Source organism: Phyllobacterium sp. 01N428 (genome assembly GCF_056399405.1).
In genome coordinates, this window is record NZ_JBFTRH010000001.1 from 545,359 (window position 1) to 558,360 (window position 13,002).

5 protein-coding genes are annotated in these 13,002 nt (G+C 60.5%); all 5 read right to left on the bottom strand.

The genetic code is table 11. The features are described from left to right. Positions 1-92 precede the first annotated feature (92 nt). Positions 93-8,726, bottom strand: a complete 8,634-nt coding sequence (locus AC1DNI_RS02610) for a GH36-type glycosyl hydrolase domain-containing protein (RefSeq protein ID WP_477690711.1) — start codon at positions 8,724-8,726, stop codon at positions 93-95. Positions 8,727-9,009: 283 nt separating this feature from the next. Continuing rightward, complete coding sequence (locus AC1DNI_RS02615) at positions 9,010-10,047, bottom strand: sulfate/molybdate ABC transporter ATP-binding protein (RefSeq protein WP_477690712.1); 1,038 nt, start codon at positions 10,045-10,047, stop codon at positions 9,010-9,012. A gap of 11 nt (positions 10,048-10,058) precedes the next feature. Then, the gene (cysW, locus tag AC1DNI_RS02620) at positions 10,059-10,943 is read right to left on the bottom strand and encodes a sulfate ABC transporter permease subunit CysW (protein WP_027230616.1); all 885 of its coding nucleotides are present in this window, start codon (positions 10,941-10,943) and stop codon (positions 10,059-10,061) included. Further along, positions 10,933-11,793, bottom strand: a complete 861-nt coding sequence (cysT, locus tag AC1DNI_RS02625; RefSeq protein ID WP_027230615.1) for a sulfate ABC transporter permease subunit CysT — start codon at positions 11,791-11,793, stop codon at positions 10,933-10,935. The genes cysW and cysT overlap by 11 nt, the downstream gene beginning before the upstream one ends. A 4-nt stretch (positions 11,794-11,797) precedes the next feature. Further along, positions 11,798-12,829, bottom strand: coding sequence for a sulfate ABC transporter substrate-binding protein (locus tag AC1DNI_RS02630; RefSeq protein ID WP_477690713.1), 1,032 nt, complete (start codon positions 12,827-12,829; stop codon positions 11,798-11,800). Positions 12,830-13,002 lie beyond the last annotated feature (173 nt).

Sequence of the window (13,002 nt, forward strand, 5' to 3'; positions counted from 1 at the left end):
CCGCGTCAGTTGCAAAGATTCTCAACTGGAATTTTGCGAGTAAACCGCTGGGTAAGTGTGCCGCCGGCGTTGAGCCGGCGGCACGTCAGAATTCATTTTGCCGCGGTCGAGACGGCGTCGATCGATACGCCGCCCGCCGGGACCTCGACAACGACCTTGTGTTCGCCCTTGGTCTCAAGCGGAATGCCGCCTTCCGCCTTGGTGAGTTTCTTGCCGTTGACCGTAATCTTCTTGCCACCCTTGCCCGCAGGCCGGACCTCGATCGAGTACCGGGCGTCGCCATTACGCAGCACGAAGCTGAAACCATCCCAATCCGAGGGAAGGGCGGGATCGACGAACAGGCGGTCGTTCTGCCGCGTGATGCCGAGAATGCCCTCGGTGGCAACGCGGTAGAGCCAGCCGGCCGAACCCGTATACCAGGTCCAGCCGCCGCGTCCGCGCATTGGATCGACCGAATAGACATCGGCTGCCACGACATAGGGTTCCACACGGTAGAACTCGGCCTTTTCGGCGCTCAGCGCATGGTTCACAGGGTTAAGCTTCTTGAACCAGCGATAGGCTTCGTCGGCGTCGCCGAGTCTCGCCATGGCAAGCACCGCCCAGGTCGCGGCATGCGTGTACTGGCCGCCGTTCTCGCGAACGCCGACGGGATAGCTCTTGATATAGCCTGGATCATGCCGCGACTTGTTGAACGGCGGAGTGAACAGCTTGATGATTTCGGCCTCGTCATCTATCAGATGCGTGGCCACCGATTTCATGGCTTGGCGCGCCCGCGACGGATCGCCATAGCCGGAAAGAACGCTCCAGGATTGCGCGATGGAGTCGATCCTGCATTCCTCGCTCTTCTTGGAGCCGAGCGGCGCACCGTCGTCGAAATAGCCGCGGCGATACCATTCGCCGTCCCAGCCATCCTTTTCGAGGGCTGCCTTGAGGCGCTCTATGTGGGCCTCCCAACGCTCGACGCGGGCCGTGTCCTTGAAGGTTTTGGCAATCGGGATCACGTCGCGCAGCGTGCTGATCAGGAACCAGCCGAGCCAGACGCTCTCGCCCTTGCCGTCTTCGCCGACCCGGTTCATGCCGTCGTTCCAGTCGCCGGTGAGCATCAGCGGCAGGCCGTGTGCGCCGGTCCGCGCCACCGCGAGATCGAGTGCGCGCGCAGCATGTTCGTAGACGCTTACCTTCTCGCTGGTGATGGTCGGCTGGTAGAAGGCGTCGTGCTGGCCCTCGTTAAGCGCCGGACCGTCGATGAAGGCAATCTGCTCGTTGAGAATGCTCATGTCGCCGGTGACCGTCGTATAATGTGCGATCGCGTAGCCGAGCCAGACGACATCGTCGGAGATTTTCGTTCTAACGCCGGCACCGCTCGTCGGCAGCCACCAATGCTGGACATCTCCCTCCTTGAACTGGCGCGCCGATACGTTGAGAATCTGCTTCCTTGCCAGCGACGGATCGAGGATCAGCATCGACAGCGTATCCTGCAGCTGGTCGCGGAAGCCGAAGGCGCCGCTTGCCTGATAGAAGGCCGACCGCGCCCAGATGCGGCAGGCTAGGCTCTGATAGGGCAACCAGCGATTGACCATAAGGTTGAACGCTTCGTCGGGCGTTTCGACCTGCAGGCCGCCGAGGAAGTTCGACCACAGCGCTCTGGAGGCGCCGAGCGTCTCGTCGAAGCCCTGTTTGCTCTGTTCGCGCAGGATACGCCGTGCCTCGTCGGCACTACCGGCATCGCCCATATAGAACAGCAGTTCCTTCGTCTCGCCGGCCGCAAGCGTGATATCGACGTTGAGCGCAGCGCAGGGGTCTCCGCCTGCCTCGACGACGTTGGAGAGCGTCCTTGCCTGCAGAACCGCAGCCGGGCGATCGACGGAGCCGAGCGTTCCAAAGAACTCGGCGCGATCCGACGTCACTGAATTCGGCTTCACGCTCGTTGCATAGAAGGCGACATTGTTGCGACGGTCGATACCATAGGGATTGCGCGCCATGAGCACGCCGGTTTCGGCATCCCAGGACGGTACGATAAACGGAGCGGTCTTGGCGCGGGAATTGCCGAGCATCCATTCGACAAAGCCGTAGACGCGCAGGCGCTTCGCCGAGCCGCCATGGTTGGTGAGCTTCAGCCGCGACACGCGCACGGGCAGTTCGACATGGATGGTGTGGGTAAGTTCAAGCCCGACATTGCCGTGGCGCGACGTGAACGTCGAATAGCCCTGGCCGTGGCGCGCTTCGTACTGAACGGACGGATCACGCAATACCGAAGCCGTGGGAGCGAACGCGACGTTCTTGTCAAGATCGACAATATAGATCGCTTCGCCGGAACGGTTGCTGACGGGGTCGTTCGACCACTGGGTCAACTGGTAGTCGCGGCTATTGCCGGACCAGGTAAAGCCAGCACCCTCCGCGGCAACGTGGAAGCCGAAGCTGGAATTCGAAATGACGTTGATCCAGGGTTGAGGGGTCTGGGTGATCGCTCCGAGGCGGACCACATATTCACCGCTTGCAAGGTCAAAACCGCCAAAGCCGTTCCAGAATGCCAGATCGTCGCCCGATATCTTCGGGTTGCGCGTCCGCATCAATTGCGTCGGCGCCGGCGCGATATTGCGCATCTCCTCGATGCTGCCCGTGTCGACCGTCGCGTTGACCTTGCCGGCGGCTGCGTCCGCTGTGGGCGCGAGGTCGGCGCTGAGGCCCTCCATGCGCTTCAGCTGTTCGGACAGAGAGCCGTTCTGCGCATGCATGACGATGCGCGCCGAGGCGAGCAATGTATTATAGCCGGCATCGCTCATCTGGTCGCGGCGGACCGTGAATATATGAACGCGCGGTCCGAGCTGCGCGCCGCGCGCCCGGCTGTTCTCGCAGATCGCTTCAAGACCCCGCTGGAAATCCTGCGCATAGGAGAAGGAGCGTTCGTTGATGACGACGACATCGACGACCAGGCCCTTCGCGCGCCAGTACTCGTGGGCGCGCAACAGATTCTTGAGCGTTTCCATATCGGCTTCGTCATCGATGCGCAGGGCAAGGATGGGGAAGTCGCCGGAAATGGACATCGGCCAGAGTTCGGACTGGCTGCCGAGGCCGCTGGCGATGCTTTCGGATGGCATCCGCAGTGCCTTGTCCGGATAGATCAGGCTAGTTGCGACACGCTGGAAAACCTGCGCTTCATCGGGGTTGATGCCGATGTGATGCAGACGCACCTGCGAGCTTGTCCATGACAGCGAGAATTCGCGTGCGAAGCAATCCGGATGGCGGAAGCGGCCGACGACGTCCTCGAGTTCCTGGCGGTTGGGGCGCACGAGCGTCCAGAAGACGAGCGTCACCTTCTTGTGGGCGGGCACGCGGACGCGGCAGCGCAGCGACGCGATGGGATCGAGCACGAAGCCCTGCGAGCCCGTAAGCGTCGCGCCCTCGTCGAATGCGGCGGGGTTGCGCAGCGTACGGCCGCGGCCGATGAAGGCCCGCCGGTCGGTTTCCGCTTGAACTTCGCGCATGGTTCCGGAACTGTCGCTGACCATGTGGGCGACGTGGATGTCCGGTTCGTCATTGTTGCGCTTGCGACGTGTCGCATAGATAGTATCGCCGCGCTTGTCGATTTCGGTCTCGACGAACATCTTGGCGAATGCCGGGTGGGCCGTATCCGCGTCGTCATTGGTCAATACGAGTTCGGCATAGGAGGTCACTTCGATGATGCGATCCTTGCTGCCCGTATTGGTGATGACGATGCGCCGGCCTTCGCCGTCGGAATCCGACGCGACGATGGTTTCCACCGTCGTGTGCAGCGTGCCCGCCTCCTTGATGAATTCGGCCTTGTAGTCGGCGAAGATCGTCATGCTCTTTTCGCCGGTGGCCCGCACGGGATCGCCAGTCGCCGACCACCAGTCGCCGCTCTCCATATCGCGCAGGAAGAGGAAGGTGCCGTAGCCGCTTTCGAGAATATCCGGCTGGAAACGTGTTATTGCGAGCCCGTTCCAGCGGCTGTAACCGCCACCATTGGCGGTGACCATCACTGAATAATGGCCGTTGGACATGACCTGCGTTGCGCGCGGAGCGCCGAGCGGATTGTCGATGATGTGGATCGAGGGAGTTTCTTCGCTGCTTTCAACGGCCTTGCGCATCGGGTTCTCGGCCTTGGCCTGGAGAACCGGGATTTCCCGCGGCGCCTTTTCCTGGAGCAGGAGTTCGGCGGCTTCAATGACCGGGTCCGAGTGGAAGCGTTCGCGCATACGCCCTTCGAATACGACATTGTTCACCGCGACGATCGACATGCCGTGATGGTGAGCCATGTAGTTGCGCACCACCGCGTAGTCCTCGCCTTCGCGAACGCGCGACTTGGTGAAGTCGACGGCATCGTAGAAACCATACTGGCCAAGGGCGCCAAGCGCGCGCAGGCGCTTCAGGTTCTTTACAGCTTCTGCCGGCTGATATTGGCTGGCCATGATGCTGGCATAGGGCGCCACCACATAGTTCTTCGACAGGCCGCGCTTCAAACCGAGCGTCGGCACGCCGAAGTTGGTGTACTGGTAGTTCATCTCCGGGTCGCGCGCATTATAGGCGGCTTCCGATATACCCCAGGGCAGGTCTTTCGACGCGCCATATTCGATCTGGCGCTGGACGATCAGCTTGTTGGTCTGGTCGAGCATGCTGCCGAGCGGCTCGATCATGACGAGCGGCGGCATGAGATATTCGAACATCGAGCCCGACCATGAGATCAGGGCGCCGCGCCAGCCGACGGGAACCAGCAGGCGCCCAAGGCGGAACCAGTGATCGACTGGAATATCGCCCTTGGCAATGGCAAAGAGGCTCGCAAGTCGGGCTTCCGAGGCCAAAAGGTCGTAGCAGCTTGCGTCGAGTTCGTTGCTTTCGACGCGGAAACCGATCGACAGCAGGCGGCGCTCCTTGCGCTCGAGGAAGGTGAAGTCGGTATCGAACGCCAGCTGGCGCGCGCGGGTTGCGAGCGTTACCAGCCGTTCGCGCAGGACATCCGTGCCCTCATGCGAGCCGATGGCGTCATCCGTGTGGGCCTGACAGGTCTTGACCAGCAGCAGCGCCCATTCATTGGCGGTGACGCTGGCGGGGCTTTCGAGCTCGCCATGCAACTCCTCGGTGAGGCGCTGGATATCGCCGGCAAAGAGGGAAAGGTTGATGGTGCGCAGCGAAGCCGTCTCCGGCTCCTCCTTGATGGTGGTGATGGCACGGCGGAAGTTTGCGACGCGCTCCTCAAGGCGGCGGCGCAGCGGCCGCAGCACGCGGCGATCATCAGGAATATCGTTGATCGCCTCTTCGAGAATGTCGCTTACATCGAGAATGCCGTCGAGATCGCTCTGGAGATAGACGGAAGGCGCTTCCGCCCATTTTTCGAGGGCCGACGAAAGCGCAACCAGATGGCCGGCGAGATTGCCGCTGTCGACAGCCGAGACGTAGAGCGGCAGCAGCGGCCGCAGCGTCGTCGTCTCGTACCAGTTGTAGAGATGGCCCCGATACTTCTCCATCTTCTCGAGCGTGCTGAGCGTCTGGTCGATCCGCGTCAGCGTTTCATGGAAGCCGATCCAGCCGAAATCGCGTGCCGCGACCGTCGACAGCAGATACATGCCGATATTGGTCGGAGACGTGCGCGTAGCAATGACCGGATGCGGATCCTCCTGGAAATTGTCCGGCGGAATGTAGTTCTGCTCCTTGGTCACGAACGTATCGTAGTAATGCCATGTGCGGCGCGCGATGCGGCGCAGCTCGCTCTTGTCGGACGATCGGACGGCGAGATCGTCGAGTGGCTTGGCGGAACGGCTGACGAGCCAGGCGATCATCGGCGACAGGAACCAGATTAAGGCGAAAGGCACCGCCAGGAACCATGCGCGGCTATGACCGGCGAGGGGCAGGCCGATGGCGATGATCGCGACGACCGTCGCTGGCCACATCAGTTGCATATAGTACTGCAGCGTATCGGGCGAACTCGTCTTCGCCTGGGCGGCAGCCCGCCATTCGAGGAGGTGCTTGCGCGTGACGAAGAGGCGATAAAGCGTGCGCACGATCGCATCGCCCATCAACACCGCCATATTAGCGAGGAAGGTGATGCGAAGCGCAATATCGGCCGCGCCGGAGAAGATGTCGGTCAGAATCGCCTGGAAGTGGCCCTTGAGCGACAGGTTCATGTCTGTCGGCACAAGATTGGTGAACAGGATCATCGTCGGCACGATAAACATGCTGAAGATGAGGAAGCACAGCCAGAGCGTGGCAAGACCGGGCGGCAGCAACGTCCAGCCGGCAATGGCAGCAATCAACCAAAAGATCGGCGCAAGCGAACGGCGCAAATTGTCGACCATCTTCCAGCGCGTTACGGCCGTAACGCCCGGCTTGGTGCTGAAGAGATAGGGCAACAGCTGCCAGTCGCCGCGGGTCCAGCGATGATGGCGCGAAATATCGACATTGTAGCCGGTGGGATAATCTTCCACGACTTCAACGTCGCTGACGAGCGCGGCACGCGCGTAGCCGCCTTCGAGAAGATCGTGGCTGAGCACCGAGTTCTCGCCGATCTTGCCGTCGAGCGACGCTTCGAAGAAATCGACATCATAGAGGCCCTTGCCCGTGAAGGTGCCTTCGCCGAGCACGTCCTGATAGACGTCTGATACCGCGAAGACATAAGGGTCGATGCCGCGGTTGACCGAAAAGACGCGCTGCAGGAACGAGGCGTCGTCACCGGTGGTGAGCGAGGGCGTCACGCGCGGTTGCAGAACCGAATAGCCGCTGACGACACGGCCGGATTTTGCCCGGTAGATCGGGCGATTGAGCGGATGCACCAGCTTGCCGGCGAGGCGATTGACCGAATCCGGCGTCAGGCGCGTGTCGGAATCGAGCGTCATGACAAACTTGATGTCGGTCGGCAGTTCCTCGTTTGAGGGGAAATAGGTCGTGTCCTTATCGCCGCGCAGCAGCAGGTTGAGTTCGTGCAGCTTGCCGCGCTTGCGCTCCCAGCCCATCCAGCAGACTTCCTGCGGGTTGTAGAGCCGCTTGCGGTGAAGCAGGAAGAAGCGCGGATTGGCCTGCGTATAATGTTCGTTCAGCGCGGTGATCTTCTCGCGCGCATAGTCGAATATGTCGAGATCGTCGTCCGTCTGCTCGTTCTGGCTGTCTTTCCAGTCGGTAAGGAGGGCGAAATAGACCTCGCCGCGCGGGTTGGTAAGGTAGTGCACTTCGAGGTTGCGGATATGCTCGTCGACGGAGTCGCGCGAGGTGATCAATGTCGGCACGGCGACAAGGGTTTTTGCCTCGGGCGGCAGTCCGTTCTTGTATTCGAAGCCGATAAGCCGCGTCGGCGGCATGAACATCGGTATGATCCAGTTGACGAAGCCGTTGGCCGTTTCCATCGCCGGGAAAACCGCAAGCACCGTGAAAAGCAGCGTCATGCCGTGCGACAGACCGGCCTGACGGAGCCAGTAGTGGATCAGAAGCAGGATGGCGATCGAAAAGAAAGATGCCGGCACCCAGAGCCCGGCAAGGCCCAGCTTCCGATAGAAGCGGACCCAGCGCTCAAGCACCGTCGGTGAATAATCGCACTTCGCCTCGAGTTCGGGCCGCCCATCGCCGGAGAGGTAGTAGCCGACGTCGCGCTTGCGCTGCTCGGTGACGGCATCGCCGCCGCCGGTCTCTTCGGCGCTCTTTTGGGCAAGGTCCAGCGCTTCGAGGGTGATATCATGCTCGCTCTTGCCGGAGCGGCGGGCGATTTTTTCGATGGCGACGCGGTAGGCATTGCGTGAATGGAAGTCGAGCGCGTCGAAATTCGAATTCTCGCGCAGGACGGCATCGACACCGCTGACCGTCTCGAACCATGTGATCCAGTCGACGTCGTCGATGGACTTGAGGCTCCGGATCAGGTTGCCCATGGTCACGCCGCCGGTGGACTGGCGCGTATGTTCCTGGATGATGGCGTCTTCGGCATCGCTGCCGTTCTTCTCAAGCTCTTCTTCCAGCCATGCAACAGCGGCGCCCGAATGGGTCGCGCCGCCGCGCAGACGATAGAGGAGGTGCGTGGCGAAGGTGCTGTCACGTGCCGCCGGCGCATATTGCGCAAGCAGCTGCGGCAGCGCGTCCTTGTCAGCGTAAAGGGTGATCTCGTCGGCAACCGTGTTGGCGAAGGCGCGCATGCGGCGGGCGCGCTCGACGCGCAGGGAGAGCCGGCGGGCATTTTCGATAAGGATGAACCGCACCGCAGAGGGCAATGCCCAGAGTTCGCCGATATGCAGCGGCTCGACCGTCTGGAAGCCTTCGACGATTGCGCTGAGACTGTTCAGCGAAAACTGGCTGTCCGTATGGGCGACATAGAGCCAGGCAAGCGCCATGACGCGCGGAATGCCGGGATTGTTGGCGAGCGGCGGCAGTTGCCGGAAGAACTTCTTCGGCAGATCGCGCTCAACCTGCTGGATATTCTGGTCGACGAGATAATAATTATCGAGCAGCCACTGAGCGGCTGGCGTGATCGTTTCACCTTTGCGTGCTGCCGCATCGGACGAGCGATAGGAATGCAGAATGAGCTTGGCGTTTTCGACGGTGCGCTGCTCGAACACCATCGGTTCATAGTCGGGCAGGCGGACGTCTTCGCCCTTCGCTACCCGCGCTCCCAGATCCCGCAAGTCATCGATCGATTTGTAATGAGCCCTGATAGGGTTCGGCTGGGCAGAAAGGACCTGGCCGGCTGTGTTTTTCTGGGATGTGAAAGCTTGAATGAAACTCAATGCGGGCATTTGCCATCATTTCGGTTGGAAGAAATAATCTTCTGATTACAGCACAAGGTTCGCTCGGGATCGTTCCCCCTCACGAACAGTTTACGATCTAATCGGCTCAAGGCAATGACGCTAGAAGCACTTTCGCCTCTAGCGATCAGTTTTGATGAAAATGAGTCAGATTTCCATTGGGCTTTTGGCGTATTTCAGCCGGAAACTGTTAAGGCAGGCTTTGGTTGCAAGGGGTGGCCCCAAACAAAAAAGGCGGGATCGCATTGATCCCGCCAACGCCGCATTACCTGCTTCAATCGCGGGCAAAGACCCGAAAATGTCTCGGCCTGAAAGCGATGCCGGAGAGTTCAGTCGCAGGGTGGTCGGCATCAATGCCGATTTCGATACGCTCGTCAGCACCCGCGACCATCAGTTCGACGCGCCGCGTTGCGCCGACACGGCGGCTCGCGACGACCGTACCCGCGATGCAGCCGTTGGAGCCGTCCACCAGCTCGACATCGTGCGGGCGGAAATAGAGCATGCCGTCGCCATCGGGCCGGTCGGCCTTAAGGCCAAGTGACTTCTCGCCAATCCAGACAGTTCCGCTCTCGATACGAACCGGCAGGCGGCTCGATTCACCGATGAAGCCATAGACGAACGGCGAGTTTGGCTTGTCGTAGACTTCGTCCGGCGTGCCGACCTGCTCGATGCTGCCCTGGCTCATCACCACGACCCGATCGGCAAGTTCAAGCGCCTCATCCTGATCATGGGTCACGAAGACGGTCGTATGCTTGGTCTTGTCGTGGATTTCGCGCAGCCAGCGCCGGAGTTCCTTGCGAACTTTGGCGTCGAGGGCGCCGAAAGGCTCGTCGAGCAGCAGAACGCGCGGCTCGATTGCCATCGCGCGAGCGAGGGCGACGCGCTGGCGCTGGCCGCCCGACAGCTGCGCGGGGTAGCGCTTTTCCAGACCTGAAAGCTGGACGAAGTCGAGAAGCTCCGATGAACGGCGCCGGATCTCGTCCTTGGCGGGCCGCGTGTTCGAGGGCCGTACCTTCAGCCCGAAACCAACATTGTCGATCACCGTCATGTGCCGGAACAGAGCATAATGCTGGAACACGAAACCGACATTGCGCTCCTGGACCGACTTCAGCGATGCGTCTTCATCGCCGAAGAACACCTTGCCCTCGGTGGGGGATTCCAGCCCGGCGATCAGGCGCAGCAGAGTTGTCTTGCCCGACCCGGACGGGCCAAGCAGGGCGATAAGTTCGCCCGACTTTATTTCCAGTGAAACGTCGTGCAGCGCCGGAAAGCGATCGAATTCCTTGCGCACACCACTTACGCGAACATCCATTTCAAACCCTCTCAGTGTCCGCCTGCTGCCCGCAGCTCCGCGCCGTATCGCATCTCAAGCAATGACTTGAGAATAAGCGTGACCAGCGCCAGCAGCGCCAGAAGCGAAGCCACCGCGAACGCAGCGACAAAATTATATTCGTTATAAAGAATTTCGACATGCAGCGGCATCGTATTGGTCAGCCCGCGAATGTGGCCTGATACGACGGACACGGCGCCGAATTCCCCCATGGCGCGGGCGTTGCACAAAAGCACGCCGTAGAGCAAGCCCCATTTGATGTTCGGCAATGTCACGTGCCAGAAAGTCTGCCAGCCATTCGCCCCGAGCGAGAGCGCGGCTTCCTCGTCGGTCGTGCCCTGATGCTGCATCAGCGGGATCAATTCACGGGCAACGAAGGGGAAGGTCACGAAAACCGTCGCAAGCACGATGCCGGGCACGGCAAAGAGGATCTCGATGCCATGCGATTTGAACCATGGCCCAAGCAAGCTGTGCGAGCTGAATAGCAGCACATAAACCAGGCCCGAAATTACCGGCGAGACCGAGAACGGCAGGTCAATAAGCGTTGTCAGGAACGCCTTGCCCTTGAATTCGAACTTGGCGATGGTCCATGCGGCGACCACGCCGAAGACAAGATTAAGCGGCACGGCGATAGCGGCGACGAGCAGCGTCAGGCGGATGGCAGCCTGCGCGTCGGGTTCTATGAGCGCGGTGAAATATTCGGCCGGTCCCTTGCGGAATGCCTCGACGAAAACCGAAACGAGCGGCAGGACGAGGAACAATCCGAGAAACACCAGTGTGATGCCGATCAGCACATAGCGTGAGCCGCGGCTCTCGGTCGTTGCCGGGTGCCAGGTCGCCGCTGCGGGGGCTGCGGTCTGGGACAGGTCATGTACCATAGCCATACCTCCTGCGGCTCCACGCCTGAATGAGATTGATGATGAAGAGCATGGCGAACGAGATCAGCAGCATAATCGCTGCGATCGCCGTCGCGCCGGCATAGTCGAATTCCTCAAGTCGGATGACGATGAGGAGCGGTGCGATTTCCGATACGTAAGGCAGGTTGCCGGCGATGAAGATCACCGAACCATATTCGCCGACTGCCCGGGCGAAGGCGAGGGCAAAGCCGGTGAGAATCGCCGGTTGAAGACCGGGCAGCAACACACGCGTGATCGTCTGGAACCGGTTGGCGCCGAGCGTGGCCGCAGCCTCCTCGACCTCCGTTCGGATTTCTTCCATCACCGGCTGCACAGTGCGCACCACGAAAGGCAGGCCGACGAAGATCAGCGCGATGGTGATGCCGATCGGCGTGAACGCAACCTTGATGCCGAGCGGATCAAGCCAGCGTCCGATCCAGCCGTTCTTGGCGTAGATCGACGTCAGCGCGATACCGGCCACTGCTGTCGGTAGGGCGAAGGGGAGATCGACAATGGCATCGATGATGCGGCGACCCGGAAAACGATAGCGCACCAGCACCCAGGCAACGACGACGCCGAAAAAGACGTTGATCAGCGCCGCGACAAAGGCCGTGCCAAAGCTGATCTTGAGTGCGTTGAGGGTGCGGGGATCGGTCGCGACATGCCATAGCCCGGCCCAGCCAAGGGATGCGGAACGCCATGCGAGACCCGTTAAAGGAATAAGAACAATTAATGCGAGGTAGGCAAGAGTGAAGCCGAGTGTCATTCCAAATCCCGGAATGACACTCGGCCTCTTAAACCGCCAACCTGCTTTCGCGAGGTTGGAAATCATGCTGTTACTGTTTCGGCTTGTAAATCTGGTCAAACGTTCCGCCATCTCCGAAGTGGTAGGGCTGCGCCTTGGCCCAACCGCCGAAGATAGGATCATCGATCTTCACCAGTTTCAACTCCGGCAATTTCTTGATGAGATCTGGAGCGACCAGTTCCGGTTCGGCCGGACGATAGAAATGCTTGGCGGCGAGGGTCTGGCCCTCTTCGGAGTAGAGATACTGGAGATAGGCCTCGGCAGCCTTGCGCGTGCCCTTGGCATCGACATTGCCATCGACGACAGCAACCGGCGGTTCGGCAAGGATCGACTGCGGCGGAACGACGATATCGAATTTGTCCTCGCCGAATTCAGCCAGCGACAGATAGGCTTCGTTTTCCCAGGCAAGCAGGACGTCGCCAAGTTCGCGCTGGGCGAAGGTCGTCGTCGAGCCGCGGGCGCCGGTATCGAGGACCGGAACGTGCTGGAACAACGTCGCGATATATTCCTTGATCTTGGCTTCGTCGCCGCCGTACTGGCCATAGGCCCAGGCCCAGGCTGCCAGATAATTCCAGCGTGCGCCGCCCGAAGTCTTCGGATTTGGAGTGATGACCTGTACGTCATCCTTGATCAGGTCGCCCCAGTCCTTGATGCCCTTGGGGTTTCCCTTGCGAACCAGAAACACGATGGTCGAGGTGTAGGGCGCTGCATTGTGCGGATATTTGGTGCGCCAATCGGGATTGATTTTCTTCGTCGCCTCGGCAATCGCCGTAATGTCGCTTTCAAGGGCGAGCGTCACAACATCGGCATCGAGTCCGTCGATCACTGCGCGGGCTTGCTTGCCCGATCCGCCATGCGAACTCTGGATGGTGATCGTCTCGCCGGTGTCGGCTTTCCACTTCGCCGCGAACGCCGCGTTGAAATCCTTGTAGAACTCGCGCGTCGGATCGTAGGAGACGTTGAGAAGGGTGGTGTCCGCAAAGGCAGCAGACATCGGCTGGACGGCGATCGTTGCTGCAAGCAACGCTGCCGCGAATGTTAGGGAAAATCGGGAATCTTTCATGCCTGCCTCCGTATGATGAGAACTGAAGCGTAGCAGAGGCCCCAAAATTAAGGGCGTTAGAAAGAATTCCTTTTACAGGGAAAAATTAGAATATTCTACCGCAAGCGCCTTAGTCTATCGAAACGGTCGTCTAATGGGCCGGAGCACAGGATTCCTGATGGGCCGGGCACGAT